The 20,730-nt window shown below is 59.3% G+C and carries 13 protein-coding genes and 1 other RNA gene; 5 read left to right on the top strand and 9 right to left on the bottom strand.

The genetic code is table 11. The features are described 5' to 3' along the window. The first annotated feature begins 252 nt into the window (after nucleotides 1-252). A complete protein-coding gene (locus GST84_08095; protein ID XGB12329.1) occupies nucleotides 253-837 on the top strand; it encodes a recombinase family protein in 585 nt (194 codons plus the stop codon). Between the two features lie 51 nt (nucleotides 838-888). On the opposite strand, the gene GST84_08090 is transcribed toward GST84_08095, so the two are convergent. Genes GST84_08090 through GST84_08080 form a run of 3 tightly spaced genes read right to left on the bottom strand, consistent with a single transcriptional unit; the run spans nucleotide 889 to nucleotide 6,911 of the window. Further along, a complete protein-coding gene (locus GST84_08090; protein ID XGB12328.1) occupies nucleotides 889-4,071 on the bottom strand; it encodes an HsdR family type I site-specific deoxyribonuclease in 3,183 nt (1,060 codons plus the stop codon). 15 nt (nucleotides 4,072-4,086) lie between these two features. Beyond that, nucleotides 4,087-5,352, bottom strand: coding sequence for a hypothetical protein (locus GST84_08085; protein XGB12327.1), 1,266 nt, complete (start codon nucleotides 5,350-5,352; stop codon nucleotides 4,087-4,089). Continuing rightward, nucleotides 5,349-6,911 carry an N-6 DNA methylase gene (locus GST84_08080; GenBank protein XGB12326.1) on the bottom strand — a complete coding sequence of 521 codons (1,563 nt, stop codon included), beginning with the start codon at nucleotides 6,909-6,911 and terminating at the stop codon, nucleotides 5,349-5,351. The genes GST84_08085 and GST84_08080 overlap by 4 nt, the downstream gene beginning before the upstream one ends. Before the next feature lie 1,126 nt (nucleotides 6,912-8,037). Between GST84_08080 and GST84_08075 the strand changes: the two genes are divergently transcribed. The 4 genes from GST84_08075 (at nucleotide 8,038) to rnhA (ending at nucleotide 10,906) form a co-directional block, all read left to right on the top strand. After that, nucleotides 8,038-8,757: a hypothetical protein gene (locus GST84_08075; GenBank protein ID XGB15725.1), complete on the top strand. Its 720-nt coding sequence runs from the start codon at nucleotides 8,038-8,040 to the stop codon at nucleotides 8,755-8,757. Nucleotides 8,758-9,262: 505 nt separating this feature from the next. Beyond that, nucleotides 9,263-9,499 carry a hypothetical protein gene (locus GST84_08070; GenBank protein ID XGB12325.1) on the top strand — a complete coding sequence of 79 codons (237 nt, stop codon included), beginning with the start codon at nucleotides 9,263-9,265 and terminating at the stop codon, nucleotides 9,497-9,499. Nucleotides 9,500-9,572: 73 nt separating this feature from the next. Further along, complete coding sequence (locus GST84_08065) at nucleotides 9,573-10,277, top strand: phage antirepressor protein (protein XGB12324.1); 705 nt, start codon at nucleotides 9,573-9,575, stop codon at nucleotides 10,275-10,277. 146 nt (nucleotides 10,278-10,423) lie between these two features. Beyond that, on the top strand, nucleotides 10,424-10,906 hold the full coding sequence (gene rnhA, locus GST84_08060; GenBank protein XGB12323.1) for a ribonuclease HI: 483 nt from the start codon (nucleotides 10,424-10,426) through the stop codon (nucleotides 10,904-10,906). 24 nt (nucleotides 10,907-10,930) lie between these two features. On the opposite strand, the gene GST84_08055 is transcribed toward rnhA, so the two are convergent. The 6 genes from GST84_08055 to GST84_08030 form a co-directional block, all read right to left on the bottom strand. Further along, a complete protein-coding gene (locus GST84_08055; GenBank protein XGB12322.1) occupies nucleotides 10,931-12,406 on the bottom strand; it encodes a tyrosine-type recombinase/integrase in 1,476 nt (491 codons plus the stop codon). Between the two features lie 80 nt (nucleotides 12,407-12,486). Continuing rightward, nucleotides 12,487-12,583, bottom strand: an RNA gene (gene ffs / locus GST84_08050) — signal recognition particle sRNA small type. Between the two features lie 289 nt (nucleotides 12,584-12,872). Beyond that, the gene (gene ligA / locus GST84_08045) at nucleotides 12,873-15,203 is read right to left on the bottom strand and encodes an NAD-dependent DNA ligase LigA (protein XGB12321.1); all 2,331 of its coding nucleotides are present in this window, start codon (nucleotides 15,201-15,203) and stop codon (nucleotides 12,873-12,875) included. A gap of 235 nt (nucleotides 15,204-15,438) precedes the next feature. Next, on the bottom strand, nucleotides 15,439-16,332 hold the full coding sequence (gene zipA, locus GST84_08040; protein XGB12320.1) for a cell division protein ZipA: 894 nt from the start codon (nucleotides 16,330-16,332) through the stop codon (nucleotides 15,439-15,441). A 205-nt stretch (nucleotides 16,333-16,537) separates the two neighbouring features. Continuing rightward, the gene (smc, locus tag GST84_08035; GenBank protein ID XGB12319.1) at nucleotides 16,538-20,026 is read right to left on the bottom strand and encodes a chromosome segregation protein SMC; all 3,489 of its coding nucleotides are present in this window, start codon (nucleotides 20,024-20,026) and stop codon (nucleotides 16,538-16,540) included. A gap of 3 nt (nucleotides 20,027-20,029) precedes the next feature. Next, nucleotides 20,030-20,689, bottom strand: coding sequence for a GntR family transcriptional regulator (locus tag GST84_08030; protein XGB12318.1), 660 nt, complete (start codon nucleotides 20,687-20,689; stop codon nucleotides 20,030-20,032). Nucleotides 20,690-20,730: the final 41 nt, after the last annotated feature.

Raw genomic sequence — 20,730 nt, 5'->3', positions numbered from 1 at the left:
AACGAGTACCGCGCTCTGGCCAGAGCGTCTCGATGGAAGGACAGACCAGCCCGCAAGACCGCGAGATGGGTTCCCGTGCGTACTAAGGGAGTGGATCAGAAGGTGTACCTTCCGAGCCAGCTTGAGCGCAGCTTGAGCCAGACGAAACGCTGCAGCCTTCGACTGGATCAGAACTGTTGATTTTCAATGATCCATCCAATAGCATCTTGAGCCAGCTTTGTGATCCACCTAGCGTTCAAGGAGCTATCAGCCATGACCGCCACCATTGCCTACGTCCGAGTCAGCACCGACGGCCAAACCACCGAGGCACAGCGACACGCCATCAGCCAACGCTTCAATGTGAACGAGTGGTTCTCCGATGAGGCCACCAGCGGGGCCACCAAGGCACTGCAACGGGAGGGCTTCAAGGCACTCCATGCCTACGCCAGGAAGGGAGACACGGTTGTCGTGGCCGCCATCGACCGCCTAGGCAGAGACACCATCGACGTGCTGGAGACAGTGGAAGCTCTTAAGGCCAAGGGCGTTACTGTGGTCTCGATGCGCGAAGGCTTCGACCTATCCAGCCCGGTAGGCAAAGCCATGCTCACCATGCTGGCTGCCGTGGCGGAACTGGAGCGGGCCAATATCAAGGCACGTCAGATGGCCGGGATCGAGCAAGCCAGGGCGCTGGGCAAGAAGCTGGGGGCGCCGAAGGTAATCGATGATCAGGCCGTAGCCATCTGGAGGAAGGAGAACGAGGCTAGCATTGCGGATACGGCTAAGCACTGGGGGATTTCAACGGCTGCCGTGAAGCGGGCTTGCAGGGTGCTTCGAGTGCCACAGGGGGCAGCCGTATAGGCGAGGTTGCGTGTTTGGGGGTGCATTATTTTTTGCTCCCCCAAAGCACCGTTACCGCATGGCCGAGTACACGCTCTCACCAGCCCCGTAGTAGCTCGTGAAGATGTGGTGGAAGGCCAGCTCGCACTTCTCGTTGTAGATCCCCTCGTCGTAGCTCTCAGGCAAGCCCCGGTCGAAGACGATCTCCAGAGTGCGCCGCACATCACTCCTGGCTCTGTCTTTCTTGCGCCAGTCGAGCACCAGCTTCTCGGCCTTCAGGGTCTCCAGAAGCTCCTTGCAGACCTTCTTCACCTGCGCCTTTTCCTTCTCCGCAAGCTCAGGTACTGGCTTGGTCAGGATGTCGAACAGAGCCAGCTCTTCCTCGGAGAGGTTCTCGCGGATAGCTCGTTGATCCTCGACCTGCAGATCAGCAGTCAGATCCACCAGCTCCTTGAAGAACACCTCGATGTTCAGGCTGCCAGAGTTGTAGGCGTCGATCAGCTTCTGGAACTTCTCCATGAAGTCCTTGCGAGTGGGGTTCTCGGTCAGCATGGTTTCCAGTTTCATGCTCAGCAAGGCCCGGAGCTTCTCGGCCTCGGTGCGTTTGCGTCCCTGATTGAACTTCTCCTTGAGCTTCTCGAAGTCGATCTGGCTAAGGTCATGCAGTGGCTGATCGTCGTCTTCCTTGATGATGTAAGGCACCGGAGCGATGGAGCGATCCAGCAATTCCTCGACCTGCTGCATCACCTCGGAGATGTCGACGGGAGGGGCAAGTGCCTTGATCTTCTGAGCAATCACGGAGATCAGCACAGCGTCAGCAGCAAGCTCATTGGCATCAGGATCGGGAAGAATCGCCCTGTAAACCCGAGACACAATCCGGGCCTGGCTCATGAAGCTGTTCTTGGTTTCCTCATTGGCAATGAGTTGCTCAACCGCATCATCCAGTTTGGCCACCTTCTCGAAGCCTTGAGCATCCTTGATGGCCTGGGCATTCACACCGTGCTCAGACAAGAACGAGATCCCCCTGGCAAGCAGGTGCTTCAAGTACTCGACCAGCTCGGCCTTGTTCTTGATTGGCTCACCCTCACTGCCTTCACCAGAAGAAGCCCCACCGTAGATCGCCAAGGCTTCCTGCAGCTTACGGAAGACCCCCACATAGTCGACGATCAGCCCCGCCTCCTTGCCCGGATACTTCCGGTTGGCCCGAGCGATGGTCTGCATCAGGGTGTGGTTCTTCATCGGTTTGTCGAGGTAGATGGTCGAGCAAGACGGCACATCAAAGCCGGTGATCCACATGGCGCACACGAAGACCAACCGCAGCGGATCCTTCGAGTCCTTGAACTTCTCGCCCAGGTTCTCTTCATTCATGCGCTTACGGTGCGGGAGGATATCCAGCCCTTTATCGGCTAGCTCCTTCACCTCGTTCTGACCTTGGGAGACGACCACCGCCATGTCGGTCGATGTCATCACCTGGATCTTGTGCCGCAACTCTTCTTGCTGCTCCTTGGGAGCCTTTGCAAGTTGAGCTTTCAGGTCAGCCAGATACGTCTTCCAGTGATCCTGAACCTTGTTGTACATGCGGACGGCGGTGGCCTTGTCGATGCACACCAGCATGGCCTTGCCCTGGTAACCACGACCAACGAAATGGTTCACCAGATCCTTGGCGATGGCTTCAAGGCGATCCTCTCGGGTGATCAGGTGGTACTCACGGGCGAAGACCTGCTCAACCTTGCGCTCCTGCTCCTCGTCCAGCTCGGCCTCTTCGAGTAGCGCCGCCATGTCCTCGTTGAGGTTCTCATTGATGAGCTGCATCTCGGGAATGCGGTTCTCGTAATACAGGGGAACCGTGGCACCGTCAGCGATGGACTGGCCGAAGTCATAGACCGAGATGTAGTCACCGAAGACCTCTTTGGTCTTCTCCTCACCAGCCATCAGTGGCGTCCCGGTGAAGCCCAGGAAGGCGGCATTGGGGAGTGCCGTCCTCATGTTCATGGCCAGCGTGTCGTACTGGGAACGGTGAGCTTCGTCGGTGATGACGATGATGTCCTGGCGGTCAGAGAGCTGCGGGTAGACCTCGCCTTTCTTCGTGCCGAACTTCTGGATCAACGTGAAGACGTAGCGGTGGTCTTCACTGAGCAACTGCTTGAGGTGAGCGCCGCTGGTGGCATGAGCCTCGACCTCACCCACCGCGCCTGTGGCAGCGAAGGTCTTGTAGATTTGCTCGTCCAGTTCGTTGCGGTCGGTGACGATCACGAACGTCCAGTTGCCTGGGATCTTGCGAAGGATCTTCTGAGCGAAGAAGACCATCGACAGAGACTTGCCTGAGCCTTGGGTGTGCCAGAAGACGCCAAGCCGCCCGGCCTGATCCTTGGGCCGATCCTTGGTGCGCCAGACCTCAGCGATGGCCTTATTGACGCCCAGGTACTGGTGATTCTTGGCGATCTTCTTGATCACGCCCCCAGCCACATCCTCGAACACGGTGAAGTTCTCGACGATATCCAGCAGCCTGGAAGGCTCACCGATGCCTCTGATGGCCGTCTCCAGGGAGACAACGCCCTTCTCACCCTCATCGTTGATCCGCTTCCACTCGAACAAATGCTCCCACGGCGAGAAGGTACTACCCACCACCGTCTGAGAACCGTTAGACAGCATCAGTGCGCCGTTATAGGTGAAGAGCTGCGGGATGACAGTCCGGTAGTCGGTGAGGTTGTCGTCGTAGGCGGCCTTGAGCGTCTTGTGCGTTGCCTTCAGCTCAAGGAACAACAGCGGAATACCGTTCACGAAACCCAGCAGGTCGGTGCGCCGGGTGTGGTAATCCCCTTTCACCCAGAACTGGGAGGCGAGGAAGAAGTCGTTCTCCTCGACATTGCCCCAGTCGATGACCTTGGCCACCTTAAGCGTGTTATGCCCGTGCTCATCGGTGACAGGGACAGGCACCCCATCCTTCAGCAGCCGATAGACCTGCTGATTGGCGTTCACCGGCAGCAGCTTGGAGCGATCTCGGGCCAACTCCTCGACCACCAGATTGATGGCCTCGCTAGGCAGATCAGGGTTGAGCTTGCTGAGTGCGGCCCGCAGACGATCCTCCAGCACCACATCCTGCTGGGTCTGGCGTCCTTCGCTGGAGGAACTACCTGTCCACTCTGCGTAGAGGTTCCCAGTTTCCCAGCCGAGAGACTCGAACAGCGCGATGGCTGGCTGCTCGACCAGCGTGTCCTCGGAATAGTCGTGCGAATGTGGTGCTGCTGGACTCATGCGCCTGAACTCCTTTTAGGTCGGCATGGGGATATCGGATACGTCGATCTCACCGGAGATTAGCTTGGGAAGGAGCAGGTCTCGCTGGGCTCGGAGGTTACGGTTAGCTTTTTGCAAACAAAGGATCTTATCAAACAACGGAGCTGCTAACTTGTTGTAACCGCACAGCAAATCCTCTTTTGGCTCAACAACTTGCAGAGAAGCGAACTTTCCGCGACTAAGGTTAGTCATTGTCGCGCCCGTAGCTCCATAGTTGTTTATTTTTTCCTTCAGCGCCGTAGCTGAAAAAAACAAAAACTCCCGCAAGCCTGGAGCGCGAGGAACAATAGAGTTTATCTGTTGATTAGTCTGAGAGGGCTCCGAAGTAATAACCACCACCCCAGCAGTGCCGATACAGCTAACGCATATGGAGCCAGGCGGTATGGTTTTCGTTTTTTGAGAGCTCACCCCTTCCTCCGAAAGCCTTTCGGAGGTTTCAATTATGAAAGTATTGCCATGCATGTCAGGGAGTTTAATAAAAGGAACGACCCCACCAAAAAACTCTGAATTATTCTTGCTAGGTGTTTTGCCAGTGATGATTTCACCAAACTCATCAAGAGTTGACACCTTCCAGTCTTCAGGAATCAGCCCAAGCTCACTCTCCTTGAACTTCACACCCTCGTGCCCCGGAAAGCGAAACTGAACGAACCACTCCTCGTACAACCGCCGCGCCATTTCTTCGAGGATCTCGATGCGGCGCGTGTTGTTTTCGATGAGATCGTCGTAACTAGTTATAACCCTTGAGATCCTTTCCTGAGTCGCCACTGGAGGCAGCAAAAATCTAAACCGCTTAATATCCTTTGCGCTTATATGCGGGATGTTTACGCCAGTCAGAATTGAGAGAACATAGTCGGTAAAATCAGCGCTACCGATAACGCAGCGTAGGTAATCCGTCTTAAGACTTTCAGTACCACGAAGACGCGCAACTCGCTGAACAAGGAGTGAGGGAGTATCCTTGCGCTTAACCCTGGCATACTTTAGGCCCGCACTGATCCAAGGTCGATCCATTGCGAGTATTATGTCCCCCTCCCTAAGATGAAACGCCTCGTATCTCTGGTAATCAGCGACAGGCCATCTTTTAGCCTTATCCCAACGCAGCTCTCCCTGAGCAACATTGTCGCCACGCAGGAGACGCACATCGCTTTCGTCGTCTGTATAGCCAGAGCTTTTAAACGCGTACCCCACTACTAAATCAACATGATCCTCTAGAGTAACCTCCTTCCAAGAAGCACCTACAGTCATGCGGATGCTCCATCGAAGATCACTGCAATGTTATCTGCAATTCTCAACTCGAGTTCTCGTGACTCAGCATTCAGAACCTCCAGTTCTTCAGCCAACTCCTCTAATCGCTCAGTGAAGTCCACATCTTCCACTTCTCTTGCAGCAGCACCCACGTATCGCCCAGGGTTCAGCGACCAGCCCTGAGACTCAATCAGCTCGCGAGAAGCAACCTTGCATAAACCCGGCACATCCACGTAGCCCTTGCCCAGTCCTCTTTCAGCGAGCAACTCAGCACTTCCCTGGTCTAGCTCTGGAGCCTCACCTCGATACAGGCGCACGATGTTGGCGAGAAACTCGATCTGTTCAGGCTTGAAGTCACGGTGTGCCCGGTCGATCTGCCGGTAGATGTGGCGAGCGTCAATAAACAGAACCTTGTCTGCTCTCTCTGCATCGCGCTCCTTCGCCCGGTCAAAGAACCACAGCGTGCAAGGCAGGGTCACGGTGTAGAAGAAGTTCGAGCCGACCGAAACGATCACATCGACTGCACCGCTCTCGATGAGCTTCTGCCGAATCACCTGCTCGCTGCCTCTTGCATCACCTGCCGAGTTCGCCATTACGAAACCAGCACGGCCATTCTTGTTTAGCGATGCGTAAAAGAGCTGGATCCAGAGGTAGTTGGCGTTGTCGGTCTTCGGTACACCGAACGGGAACCGCAGATCCCCCTCAAGACGCTCCTTATCGACACCCGATACGTTGAACGGCGGATTGGCCATAACGAAATCGAAGCGCCCGCCATCACGAGTAACGGCCTCATGCGGGTCTTCGTAGTAGGTGTTGGCGATACGCACATCACCCGACAGGCCATGCACAGCCAGGTTCATCTTGTTCAGATTGACCGTGACCTGCTCTTTCTCGGTGCCGAAGATGGAGATTTCTTCCATCGCCGTCTTGTGGTGACGCTTAACGAAGTCAGCCGACTGGGCGAACATACCGCCCGAACCACAAGCCGGGTCGAAGATCCGCCCGTGGAACGGCTCGATGATCTCGACGATCAGCTTTACGATGGACTCTGGGGTATAGAAGACACCGCCCTTTTGGCCTTCCTTCAGCGCGAAGTTGCCCAGGAAGTACTCATAGACTTTGCCGAAAGCGTCCCCACTGAGATCCACCGGGCCAAGCAGCTTGATCAGCTCCAGCAGCACCTTGTTGCCAAGCTGGACGTAGTTGCGAGGCAGAGCGCCCTTGAGGTCGACGTTCTCCTCCTCAACGGCCTTCATGGCTTCGTTGATCGCCAACCCGATGACATCGCCCTCGGTGAGGGTCTGCAGATAGGAGAAGCGGGCCTTCTCTGGCTGAAAGATCACGCCCTCGGCCAGATAGTCATCTTTGCTGACCTTGCGGCGACCACCAGAACCAATCGGCCCCAGCTTCTCTTCAGCAGCGGCGTACATCTTCTCCGCATAACGCAGGAAGATCAGCCCCAGAACAGGCACCGAGAACTCCCCCGGCCTCAGCCCTGTGTTGGCCCATAGTTGGTCAGCTACAGCCCACAAACGCTTCTCTACATCTCCAGTGACCAAGGCACATCTCCACGCAGTAATACAGAAATGCCGAGAGCTTACTACATACGAGAGCCGATCAAACGCATGGCTATAACCGGAGCAGACCAGAGTGCCATCACGCGCTCTACTACCAGAGAAAAGCAGCCGACTTGCCACAAACGCTATATCAGCAAGATCGCAGCACGTTCGGCGATGATCGATTAACACACAGTTATGGAGGAAAGAACGCGTAATCTCGCACGCTCGATCCCCAACCATGACGCTCGATCAGCAGCTCTGGCAAACAGCCGGAGGGACTGATTGAGCCAGGGAAAGGAAACAGCCCAGCGAGGCGACCGCCGAGTACCTACTGCTACTTTGAGCTTCAGGCGTACAGCCCCTCTCACTGCCCCGACCAATCGGCCAGCAGTCACGGGTGATGACGAACCTGACATAGCTGGCTGGGAGGTGATGGCACCCAGTCGAGGCTGGCTACCTGCGATGACTTGCGGGGTGTAGCGGTGGATGGCGAAGCCACTCTATGAGTGTCTTTGAGCTGTCCTTCATCCATGGTCATTACCATCAATCCATCAATGAAGAACGAAGCAATGAGACAGCATCAAGCCTGTCTTGCGGGGACACTGGTAGATGCTCTTCAAGCTGCACCGCAAGTTGCTCTTGATGCAGTGATCATCCCCGTCAGTGGTTGTCAGGAAGCTCAGGCCTCTCTGTCAGTCCACCGCTCGCTCATCTTTATGTACCTCCAGATGACTCCGCCCAGGAGTTTCCCCATTCGCCTCTGCCATCCATCAGCCCTGGCCTCAGCACAGTAACGACCTAGGCAACCACTGCTGCCCAGGCTTTGGCCCATGGATGGCATCCAGGAACCGGGGAACTCCTGAGCAAGTCACCAAGCATCAACCCTGCATCCCTTGCAGATCCCCCTTCAAACCCAGCCCGTTTTGTCCAGCCGTCCGAGCCGTCCGTGTTTCCCTTGTAGATGGGAGCTGGTGGCATGGATGGAAGGGACTCTGACGGCTGAACAAAAAGGAACATCTACGCCATGAAAAGCAAACGAACTGGCAAGTCCTTCAACTACACCCCGGCTGATTGTCCGAAGCACGTCATGCAGACTCTTGGCTTCACCGACGAACAGGCCGAGAGGATGATCCGGGTTCGCCGGATACTGCCATTCGTCGAGAGCAGAACAGAGCCGTGTATTGATGCTCGGAGGCTCTGGGAGAAAATAGGCAGACCCGAAGCCCGTTTCGACAAATGGGTCTCTCGCGGCGCAGCAAGAATAATGGACGAGTTCGGGCATTATTCGGAGGTGGTAAAGAAGAGCACGCCATCATCGCGAAAGCCCCGCACCGACTACATTCTCAGCCGTAACTGCGCGGCGCATTTGGCCATGAGCACACAAACCCCAGAAGGGCGCGAGGTGCGGCACTACTTCCTCGACATGGAAGAGCTCGCCTTCAAGCTCATCCGCTATACCCCGATCAGGGGCTCCATGCTCACAAGTATCGACAATCAGGTCGCTCATCAGGCGTTCGTCATCGCTGGCGAGAAGGCTAAGTCTGGAGAGCTGCCAAGGAGCCTCGTCAGGCAGGAAGCCATGGAGATGAAAACGCGCCTGATGTCGCTCGTATGCCGCGTTATGACCGGACTGTCCGCCAGCGAATGGCGAGCCAAGGTAGGCCGCCCCATTCGGGACTCGCTCACTGCCGATGACGTCAATCAGTACAGCCGAGCCTATGACGCCGCCCTGACCATGTTGGCTGGTGGCATGACACTGCCGCAGACCGAGGCAGTACTGAACCACTCCTACGGAAACAGCGTCGACCCGAGCGACTACATCAAGACCCAAGCGGAGGTAGCCTGATGCGTCTACCTGAATTGATCTTCTTGGGCGCCCTGCTGCTCTGGCCCTTGGTTCCCCTGGTGTACCTGCTGTGCATCGTCTGGCAAACCGACTTCAAACTGGTAGCTCGATCCAAGCAGAGAATCACAGAAGGGTCTCGCTCATGAAGAACATCGCCAGCGAAGTGAGGAAGGCCAGGAGTCGGAGAGCTTCGGGCTTGGCTACGACTGCCGGATGCACCGCCCAACATCCCCTGCTGAGCGAGATCCTGGCCGCAGACAAACGCAGGTGGAAAGCAGCCCAGCAGATGAACCTTCCGGTGCTCCGGCTTTTACGAAGAGCCGCAGCCAACTGAACAGAACATCAGGAAATCCAGTCTAACCAGTACATCTGACCCAATTACCACACAGGTATGGAAGACCCTACCGACGGATTACCACACAGGTATGGAAGACCCACCCCCGGTACGCCCCGCGCTGCCGGGGGTTTCTGTTTCAAGACCCACGACAACTGTGAGGAAAAACTCATGATCAATTCGAAAATCCGCTCTTTGTCCATCAAACATGAACTGATCCAGAAGACTATCGACGTGCTCGAACAACAGATCGCCGACAACGATGTGGAGATCAGCTGCAACAACGAACAGATTTTCTGCAACGCCGAGCAGACCAACCGACTGGAAGAGCGCAACCTGCTGCTGATTGCAGAAATCGACGAAGCCAGGGAGACCGTCGAGAGCCTCAAAGCCCTGATCGGTCAGTAAACAACCCCCTCACTACCAACGAACACCCATAGCCCGCCATTGAGCGGGCTTCGTCTTTTCTGGAGGACAGAACATGAACGCACTGACCAACAAGCCGGTAACCATGAGCAGCCGCGAGATCGCAGAGCTGACCGGGAAGCAGCATTTCCATGTGAAGCGAGACATCGAAAACATGCTCTCCGAGCTGGGAAAAGATCCATCCAGTTTTGGATGCATCTACCTCGATACCCGCAATCGAAAGCAGGAGGAGTACCGCCTACCGCGCCGCGAGGTCGAGATCCTACTGACCGGCTACAGCATCCCGCTCCGCGCCAAGGTCATCGACCGTCTGCATGAACTGGAGGAGCAAGCCAAGGGCGATGCCTTCCGTGTCCCGCAGTCGCTGCCGGAAGCCCTGCGTCTGGCTGCCGAGCTGGCAGAGAAGAACGAGCAGCTCGCCCTGGAGAACAAGGAGATGGCACCGAAGGCTGTCGTCTTCGACAACTGCGTGGCGCTGCGTCAGGAGTCCCTGACCACCTTCGTGCGTACCCTGGAAGGAGTCAACACGATGGCCGTCAAGGGTGATCTGGCTGACATGGGCTACCTGTACCGCACCAAGAGAACCAATCAGTACCGGGTGTATGCCAGGTACCGGGACACGCTGTTCGTCGAGAAGCTGAAAGCACATCCACCAGTCCAGCCTTACTACCAGATCATTCCTACTGCAGAGGGTAAAAAACTGATCGTCCAGCTCTATTTAGAAGGAAAGCTGACCATGAAGAAGGGATTCGCTGCATGACCTGCAGTTTCGCCACTGCACTTCAACTACCACCAGCCCGTTTAGTCCTGCCGCTTGTGTCCGTCTGCGCTGCCCTCTGTGGTAGGCGCTGGTGGGCGTAGGCGGTGGCGACCACAAGCGGCAGAACTAAGAGGAATACCACATCCATGCAACATCAATGCATCATTCAGATATTCACCGATGGTGCTTGCCTCAACAACGGTAAACCCCAAGCTCGTGGAGGCTGGGCGGCCATTCTGCGAAACCCTGAAGGGCGCACAATGGAGATCGCAGGGCCGCTTGAGGGCGATCAGCAGACCAACAACCGGGCCGAGCTGACTGCGGTCATCACGGGGCTACAAGCCCTGAAGCCCCCTGGTTCGATGGTGGAGGTAGTGACTGACAGCACCTACGTCAGGAACGGCTGCACCTCTTGGCTGGCCAAGTGGAAGCAGAATGGCTGGCGCACCGCTGACAGAAAGCCGGTGGCCAATGCTGACCTCTGGCAGCTCCTCGATCAGCTACTGTCCGAGCACACGATTCACTTCAAGTGGGTGCGTGGCCATAGCGGTCATCCCGAGAATGAAAGGGCTGATGCCCTGGCTCAGAGAGCGGCTCTGGGTGAACGCATCGAGCGGTACGGGCCTTGATCTGCCGCTCTCCACTATCGCCTATCATCGAAGCCACTCAACAGCATCAAACTCCACTGCCTCAACCACCGGAGCCAGCACCTCCGGCCTAAAGTCCTTCCCGTATCGACTGAAGGTGATCCCGCCGCTTTGGTGGCCAAGAATGCCGCCAACCAGCGATTCGACTATTCCCTTCTGCTTCAGGTGATCAGCAAGCGTGTGGCGGAAGCTGTGGAAGTCTTTTCGCTCTGCCCCATCACGGAAGCCCAACTGGTCACGAACCCGAGTGAACCACTTGGAGGGAGCGGCAGCGTAGCCATGCGACTTGTGCAAGGTCAGCTCCGCGAAAAGACGTTGGTGGCCAGCCTCCCGCTGTGCTTGGACAAACTCAAGGAACCCCAGCGCTTTCAACTTCGAGTGGATCGGCACGAGCCTTTCCGAGGTGACGGTTTTCAGCTTCTGATCGGGTCTGGTCGCTCGGATGTGTAGGCAGTCGATACCATTGATGCTGACCACGTCATCCAGATAGAGCTGGCATAGCTCATTGAGTCTCGCCCCGGTGTACAGGCCGAGCAACGGTAGCCAGTACTTGTGCGGCTGAGCTGAGTTGGCTGATGCGTAAACCTGCTTCGAGAACAGACGGCGCAGATCGTCCTCGCTGAAGACGCTGCGCTCCTCGCTGACCTTGCCGCGCTTTCTGACTCGAAGCCCATCGAACGGGTTGCGCTCGCAGTAGCCCTCACGGATGGCATAGGAGAAAAAGGTCGTCAGGTTCTTCACGTAGTTGTTGAACGTAGTGAGGCTGATCGTGCTGGTTGCCGTCTTGATGATCTCCTCCAAGGACTGGCCTTCGGGGAGCTGATTGAGACGCGGGGGCAGCTTGAGGGCTGTCTCGCGGAACTTCCTGGCATCCTGGCGAGTGATCAGGTCAATGGGCATGTCACCGATGATCCGCACCAGTAGGGATGCAACGGATCGCTTGTCGTCGATGGTCTTGGTCGAGACGCCTTCATGCTCCTGCTGCCCCAAGCACTCCTCGACCACCTTGGAGAAGCGAGGAGACGTACTGGGCGAATCTGGTACTAACCCCATGCCCTGACCTGAGGAGGCTCTTGTAGAGGCTCTGCGGAGCTTCTGAGAGCCTTCCGCCGCTCTACCTTGCCCCACCTCGCCATTCGCTCCGGGCTGTCCCTGTGGGGGCACTCCAGCAGCCGCCATCTCGACCAACTGCTGCTGACGGAGCCATGAGGCCCAACTGGCGACTCGCTTGCCTCCAGCCTCCCAGCCACCACGCAAGGCATCAAGGCAAGGCCGAACACCTTGAAAGGCTTCGGTGTATAGGCGCTGAACCTGCAGGAGCAACTCACGGCCACGGATCAAGGCTTCGCGCTTGCAGCGGGTCTGCAGGGAGCGACGGATTTCAGCGCAAGGAAACAACGGACGCAGGACTTCGGGCACCACGATCCTGAAATAGAAGATCGAGTGTCGGGACAACCAGAGGTAGGAAGGTAAGGCTGACACGGTGGATCACTCCTTGGATCACTTGCGTGTCTCGGAGCAAAAAACCGTTAGAAATCAATAATTTACAGTAATGGAGGCGGCCCCACCAGCCACACCCCGGCACTCGATGTTCCCGCTATGGCTGCTCCCTTCCGGGCCTGACCAGGTTAACGGGTAATCAATGCGGGGGGACCGATGGGGCCACCACTACATGCCTCGCTGAGCAGCGAGTGGCGCCATTGTACCGGTCTTGCGAGCAGATACAACCTCCGGGGCGAGAAAAAGTCATCATTTCTCAATGACTTGTCAGAGTCGAGACGGCCTGGACGGGCCTCTCGCGGGTAAACCCTCCCCACAGGCACCGCTTGAATGTCGCAAGCAGTCCACCCTGTGGGAGCGGGCTTGCCCGCGAAGCAGGCGCCGCGATGGATGGCACCAGCTACGCCGGTGTTCGCGGGCACGCCCGCTCCCACAGGGCCGCGGATGCCTAGACCGCTATGCCCTGCTCAGCCAGGAAGGTAACGAAGGCATCTTCATCCAGCACCTTCACACCCAGCTCAGCAGCCTTGGCCAGCTTGGAGCCTGCCCCAGGCCCTGCCACCACGCAGTGGGTCTTGCCCGAAACGGAACCGGCTACCTTGGCCCCCAGGCTTTCCAATTTGTCCTTGGCAATGTCCCGGCTCATACGCTCTAGCGTCCCGGTCAAGACCCAAGTCTGCCCGGCCAGCGGCAAGCCTTCGGCTACCTTCTTCTCACAGCCCCAGTGCATGCCGAACGCCAGCAGCTGTGCCTCGATGTCCCGGGCCAGCTTCTGGTTCGCTTCATCCTTGAAGAACTCGCGCACCGCGTCAGCCTGCTTAGCCGCCAGGGCCTGGCGCAGGTCGATGCCGTCGGCGGCAATGATCTTGTCCAGGCTGTCGAGCCTGGCCACCAGCTTCTCGGCGCCGGTAGGGCCGACAGAGGCGATGTCGAGCTTGGCGATCATCCCGGCCAGGGTAGTGCTGGCAGCGAACTCGGCAGCCAGCTCGCCTTCGTCCTGCAACTGCATACCGCTGTCGAGCAGTTGCTGGATAACCTTCTGGTTGTGCTCGTCTTCAAAGAAGTTGTGGATCTCGTAGGCAACCTCCAGGCCGATGTCCGGCAGGTAGGTGAGCACCTGCGGCAGCGCCTGCTGCACGCGGGCCAGGCTACCCAGCGAGCGGGCCAGCACCTTGGCGGTCTCTTCGCCTACATCAGGAATGCCCAGGGCGTAGATGAAACGCGCCAGGCTCGGGCGTTTGCTTGCTTCAATGGCATCGAGCAACTTCCTGCTGGACACCTCGGCGAAGCCTTCAAGGCCGACGATCTGCTCGAACTGCAGCTTGTACAGGTCAGCCGGCGAGCCGATCAGGCCCTCATCCACCAACTGCTCGACGCTCTTCTCGCCCAGGCCGTCGATGTCCATAGCGCGGCGCGATACATAGTGAATGATCGCTTGCTTGAGCTGGGCGCCGCAGGCCAGGCGGCCGACACAGCGGTACACCGCGCCTTCGCTGGTGGTTTCCTTGCCTTTGCTGCGCTTTACCAGCCGGGTACGCTCGACCTGCGAGCCACAGACCGGGCATGCGCTTGGCACCTCTACCGGGCGGGCGTCTACCGGACGACGCTCAAGCACCACCTGCATCACCTGCGGGATCACATCACCGGCACGACGAATGATCACCGTATCGCCAATGCGCAGGCCCAGGCGGGCGATTTCGTCCATGTTGTGCAAGGTGGCGTTGGACACGGTCACACCGGCCACCTTGACCGGCTTCAGGCGCGCCACAGGCGTGACTGCACCCGTACGACCAACCTGGAACTCAACATCCAGCACCTCGGTCAGCTCTTCCATGGCCGGGAACTTGTGGGCAATCGCCCAGCGTGGCTCACGGGCGCGGAAGCCCAGCTCGCGTTGAGCGGCCAGGCTGTTGACCTTGAACACTACCCCGTCGATCTCATAAGGCAGGCTGTTACGCCGCTCGCCAATGTCACGGTAGTAGGCCAGGCACTCTTCGATGCCCGCAGCATGCTTGAGCTCGCGGCTGATCGGCAGGCCCCAGACCTTGAGTTGCTCGAGGATACCGATGTGGCTGTCGCCTATGCTCTCGGACACCTGGCCGACGCCATAACAGCAGAATTCCAGCGGGCGGCTGGCGGTAATTTTCGAATCCAGCTGGCGCAAGCTGCCAGCGGCAGCGTTGCGCGGGTTGGCGAAGGTCTTGCCACCGGCCTCGGCCTGGGCGGCATTGAGCCGGTCGAAGCCGGCCTTGCTCATGTACACCTCGCCGCGCACCTCCAGCACTGCCGGCCAGCCCTTACCCTGCAACTTGAGCGGGATGTTGCGCACAGTGCGTACGTTGGCACTGATGTCTTCGCCAGTGGTGCCGTCGCCACGGGTGGCACCCTGCACCAGCTGGCCGTCACGGTACAGCAGGCTCACGGCCAGGCCATCGAGTTTGGGTTCGCAGCTGTAGTCGACCGCGCCGGGCTGGTCGAGACCTTCTACCACACGGCGGCCGAACTCACGCAGGTCGGCTTCTTCGAAGGCATTGCCCAGGCTGAGCATGGGCACTTCGTGGCGCACTTGGCTGAACGCCGCCAAGGCAGCGCCGCCAACGCGCTGGGTGGGCGAGTCAGGGGTTACCAGGTGCGGGTGTTCGGCTTCCAGCGCCTTGAGCTCGTTGAACAGGCGGTCGTATTCAGCATCGGGCACGCTGGGCTCGTCGAGCACGTAGTAGCGATAGTTGTGCTGGTCGAGCTCGGCACGCAGTTCGAGGATACGGGATTCGGCGGTCATGGATTGTCTTCTCTTGCAAAGCAAAAGAGCAGCTTGGGGTGGTGCGTGGGGTTCTAGGGAGTCGTTGCCTGTGCCGGCCTCTTCGCGGGTAAACCCGCTCCTACAAGGGCATCAAATGCCTCTAGGGCGGTGATGCACCTGCAGGAGCGGGTTTACCCGCGAAGAAGCTGGCACAGGCAACGATGATGCCCGAACCGGCCAGCACGCCCTCAGGCTGCTCTTTCGTCTGGATCTGTCAGCGTTTCTGGGTCAGCGCGCGGCGCTCGAACTCGACGATACGCTGGCGATAGTGCTCGATGGTCTGGGCAGTCAGTACGCTGCGCTGGTCATCCTTGAGCTCACCGTTCAGTTCGTGGGCCAGCTTGCGTGCTGCGGCAACCATCACATCGAAGGCCTGCTTCGGATGACGCGGGCCCGGCAAACCGAGGAAGAAGCTCACAGCGCGGGTGCTGAAGTGGTCGATGTCGTCCAGGTCGAACACGCCAGGCTTGACTGCGTTGGCCATGGAGAACAGCACCTCGCCGTGACCGGCCATGCTCTCGTGACGGTGGAAGATGTCCATTTCGCCGAAGCGCAAGCCGCTTTCCAGGATGTTCTGCAGCAACGCCGGGCCCTTGAAGCCACCCTCGTCGCGGGAGATCACGCTGATGACCAGCACCTCTTCAGCGGGTGGCAACTCCTTGACGCTGCTGCTGGCAGGCGCTGCGCCGCTGCTACGGTTGTTGTCGGCGGCAAAGTCGTCATCGCTGTCAGCAAACAGGTCGGGCTCGCGTTGCTCGGCGCTCAGGTTCAGGTCACCCTGCTGCATATCGGCAGCCGCACTGGCACGCTTGCCGCGCTTACTGGCCTTGACCGGCTTGGGCTCACGCTCGCGATCACGCGAAGACGCGCTGAGCGAAGGCAGGTCGCTTTCGTCCAGCTCAGGCTCCTTGTGGGTATCGAGCACCCTCGGCGGGCCGAGCACCTCGGCACTGCCACCCTCTTCGTCCGGCAGGTTGGAATAACTACGATCCAGACGGAATTTCAACTTGCCTTTCCCGCCGCGCATGCGGCGCCAGCCGTCGAAAAGAATCCCGGCAATAACAATGATGCCGATAACGATCAGCCACTCGCGCAGACCGATTTCCATGTAATCCCGTGCCTCTATAAAAATATGCTTGAAAACAAAGGGTTCAAAGCCCTTTAACACGTGGCGCCAACTCTATGTTCTGACAGGCGTTTTACCCACGCAAAAAACGAGTGACATTAAGCTAGCACGACCAAAGACAACTTTACACCGTCTGTCGCACATGGCGGGGGCATTTCGCTACAGAATGTGCCCCTATCGTCGTACATCAAGCGTCGACCATGGCCATGGCCGCCTCCACATCAACCGCAACAAGGCGTGAACAACCCGGTTCATGCATGGTCACCCCCATCAATTGATCCGCCATCTCCATCGCAATCTTGTTATGGGTGATGTAGATGAACTGCACGCTTTCACTCATTTCCTTGACCAGACGCGCGTAGCGCCCGACGTTGGCATCGTCCAGCGGCGCATCGACCTCGTCGAGCATGCAGAACGGTGCGGGGTTCAACTTGAAGATGGCAAACACCAGCGCCAAAGCGGTCAGTGCCTTCTCGCCGCCGGACAGCAAATGGATGGTGCTGTTCTTCTTGCCCGGGGGGCGCGCCATGATCGTCACCCCTGTATCGAGTAGATCTTCGCCCGTCAGTTCCAGATAAGCGCTGCCACCACCGAAAACTTTTGGGAAAAGTGCCTGTAATCCGGCATTTATCTGATCAAAGGTATCCTTGAAGCGGTTGCGGGTCTCCTTGTCGATTTTGCGGATGACGTTTTCGAGGGTTTCCAGCGCTTCGACCAGGTCGGCGTCCTGGGCGTCCAGGTAACGTTTGCGCTCGGACTGCTGCTCGTATTCTTCGATGGCCGCCAGGTTGATCGCCCCCAGGCGCTGGATGCGCGCCTCAAGCTGCTCCAGCTCCTGTTCGGTACCCTGCTCGCTGGCCTCGGCTTCCAGGGTGGCGAGCACGCCTTGCAGGTCATAACCGTCGGCCAGCAACTGCTCTTGCAGGGTCTTGCGCCGCACATCCAGGCCCTGGCACTCCAGGCGCAGTTGCTCCAGTTGACCGCGCAGCAACTGGGCCTGCTGCTCGGCCTGGGTGCGGCGCTTTTCGGCATCGCGCAGTTCGCGGTCGGCTTCGTCCATGTGCAGGCGAGCCAGGCGCATTTCCTCGTCCACACTCATGCGCCGCTCCAGCAGTTCCTCCAGCTTCAGGCGCAGTTCTTCCTGCGGGGCTTCCCCCTCCTCCAGGTTCAGGCTCAGTTGCTCCTGGCGCTCGGTCAGGCGCGCAGCTTGCAGCTCCAGGCGCTCCAGCGCCTGGCGGGTAGAATCGTACTGGGCACGCAGCGACCCCAGGCGCACCGCCAGCTGGTGAGCGTGGTCCTTGTGCTGCCTAGCCTCCTGACGCACCCGATCGAGGCTTTCGCGCAGGGTATCGCGGCGGGCCATCAACTGTTCGCGCTGCTCGGTGTCCTGGGCCATGAGCTCCAGAGCCTCTTGTAGCAGCAGGCGTGCTTCGCCCAGTTGCTCGTGTTCCAGGGCGCGCTGTTCTTCCAGCTCGCCCAGCTCTTCGTGCAGGCGGCGGCGGCGCAGCTCGACCTGCTCGGCGCGCGCGCGGCTGGCCGAAAGACTGGCCTTCAGCTCGCCGTGCAGGCGGTTTTCATCCTGTGTGCGGCGGCGCAACTGTTCGCGCTGCTCCTCCAGGTCCAGTTGCTGCTCGCGCAGGGCCTGCAACTGTTGATCGAGCTGTTCCAGCGCCGCTTCCTGTTCCAGTTGCTCCTGGCCCAGGCGTTCGATTTCCTGGCCACGCGCCAGCACGCCGCCTTCGGCCTCGCCACCCCGGCGCACCCGCAGGAAGTGCCGGCCGACCCAATAGCCATCGCGGCTGACCAGGCTCTGCCCTTCGCCGAGCGACCCGCGCTGCTCCAGTGCCTGGGCCAGGTCTTCCACAGGCCTGACCTGGCCCAGCCAGGGCGCCAGGTCGATACGGCCCTCGACCTTCTCCAGCAAGCTGCCGGGCGACGTCGCCCCCGCGCTGACGGCCAGCAGCAAGCGCAGTTCACCCTGCTCCAGGCCGGCAAAATCGAGGTCGTTGAAATCGTCCACCAGCACGGCCTGCAGATCGGCACCAAGCACGGTCTCTACCGCCAGCTCCCAACCCGGCTCCACCCGCAAGCCTTCGGCCAGCCGCGGCTGTTGCTCCAGCCCTTGGCCGTGCAGCCATTGCGCAGCACCTGCGCCCGGCTCCAGGGCGGCCTGCTGCAAGGCTTCAAGCGAGGCCAGGCGCCCGCCCAGGCGCTGCAGGTCGCCCTGTGCCTGCTGTTGCGCCTGGGTGGCCTGCTGCAGTTGCTCGCGTGCGTTTTCCAGGCGCTCGATCACCTGCTCTTCGCAGAGCTGCAGTTCTTCCAGCAGCATTTCGCTGCTGGCCAACTGCTCGACCTGTTCGAGCATGGCAGCATCCTGGGGGTCGCTGCCCAGTTGTTCGCGCTCCTCGACCAACTTGCGCTGGCGCTCGGTCTGGCGCTCAAGGCTGGCTTCCAGCTGCTGCAATCGCGCCTGCTGCACTTCGGCCTGACGGCGCGGTTCGGCGGAACTGCTGTTGAAGCTGTCCCACTGCTCCTGCCAGCCGTGCATGCCCAGTTCGGCCTCTTCAAGCGCGGCAGCGGCTTCCTCGGCAGCCGCCAGGGTCATTTCCTGCTCGGGTTCGAGCATGGCCAGCTCTTCGCCCAGGGTCGCCAGCAAGGTGCGGTCGTGTCCCAGGTGCGATTCGGTTTCCAGGCGTGTGCGCTCGGCTTCCTTGAAGTCGTCCTGCAACTGCCGCAGGCGCTGCTGGCCGTGCTGAATGCTCTGCTCGACCCGGGCGATGTCACCGGCCACCGAGTAGAAACGGCCCTGCACCTGATTGAAACGTTCGGACAGTTCGTGATGACCGTCGCGCAGGCGTTCGATGCTGGCATCGGCATTGCGCTGCTCGGCCACCAGCGCCTCGTGAGAAACGCCCTGATCGCCGATCACCGACTCGCGCTGGCGGACTTGTTCGTCCAGGCCTCGCCAGCGCAAGGCAGACAGGCGCGCTTTCATCTGGCGCTCCTGAGCCTTGTACTCACGGTACTTCTCGGCGGCCTGGGCCTGGCGATGCAGACGCTCCAGCTGGCGTTCGAGCTCTTCGCGCAGGTCGGTCAGGCGCGCCAGGTTTTCCTGAGTGCGACGGATGCGGTTCTCGGTTTCGCGGCGGCGCTCCTTGTATTTGGAAATGCCAGCCGCTTCCTCGATGAAGTTGCGCAGCTCCTCGGGCTTGGCCTCGATCAGCTTGGAGATCATGCCCTGCTCGATGATCGAGTAACTGCGCGGCCCCAGCCCCGTCCCGAGGAAGATATCGGTGATGTCACGCCGGCGGCATTTGGTGCCGTTGAGGTAATAGCTATTCTGCCCGTCGCGGGTAACCTTGCGGCGGATCGATATCTCGGCGTAGGCGGCATACTCGCCGACCAGAGTGGTTTCGCTGTTGTCGAACACCAGCTCGATACTGGCCTGGCTGACCGGCTTGCGGCCACTGGAGCCGTTGAAGATGACGTCGGTCATCGACTCGCCGCGCAGGTTCTTCGCCGAACTCTCGCCCATCACCCAACGCACCGCGTCGATGATATTGGACTTGCCGCAGCCGTTTGGGCCGACCACGGCCGCCATGTTGCTGGGGAAGTTGACCGTGGTCGGGTCGACGAACGACTTGAACCCGGCCAGGCGAATGCACTTCAGGCGCATCGGTCAGCCTCTGGCCAGTGCCGCCAGCACCAGTTCGCAGCTGCGCTGGCCATAGGCGGTGAGCACCTCACGAATGCGCGGCAGGTCGCGGGAGACCACGGCTTCGAGCAGGCGGGCGAACAGGTCGAGATAGTCGCTCATGTTGGCCTGGCGCTGGTCCAGCGACAGGTAATAGGCACGGCTCATGGCCGGCTGCAGGTTTTCCACGGTTTCCTGCAGGAACGGGTTGTCGGCGAACGGGTAGGCCGCACGCATGACCGCAAAACTGTCGGCGACGAAGGTCTTGATGTCGAGCTGGTCATGGGCACGCTGCAGCCGCTGCTGGATCTCCAGAAACGGGCGCAGGTCGGCTTCGGTGCGCCACTTTTGCGCAACCGCATTGCCCAGCAGGATGTAGAACTCGCCCATCAGCGAGCACAGGCTGCGAACGCTGCGCTCGTCCAGCACGGTCACATGGGCACCCCGGCGCGGCAGGATCGCCACCAGATGGCGGCGTTCGAGGATCAGCAGTGCCTCACGCACCGAGCCGCGGCTGACGTTGAGCGCCTGGGTAACCTTCTGCTCCTGGATACGTTCGCCTGGCGCCAGCTCGCCGCGAATGATGCGTTCGGCCAGGTAATCGGCAATCTGCTCGGAGAGGCTGTCCGGGGCCTTGAACGTCATGGTTTTCCTTCAAAATCATTGAACTGGGCACAAGGGGCGAA

Origin of the sequence: Pseudomonas putida, from assembly GCA_041879295.1 — a bacterium.
Lineage (GTDB): Bacteria > Pseudomonadota > Gammaproteobacteria > Pseudomonadales > Pseudomonadaceae > Aquipseudomonas > Aquipseudomonas putida_Y.
Note: the sequence above shows the minus strand (reverse complement) of the source record. Positions and strands in the feature narration are given on the sequence as shown.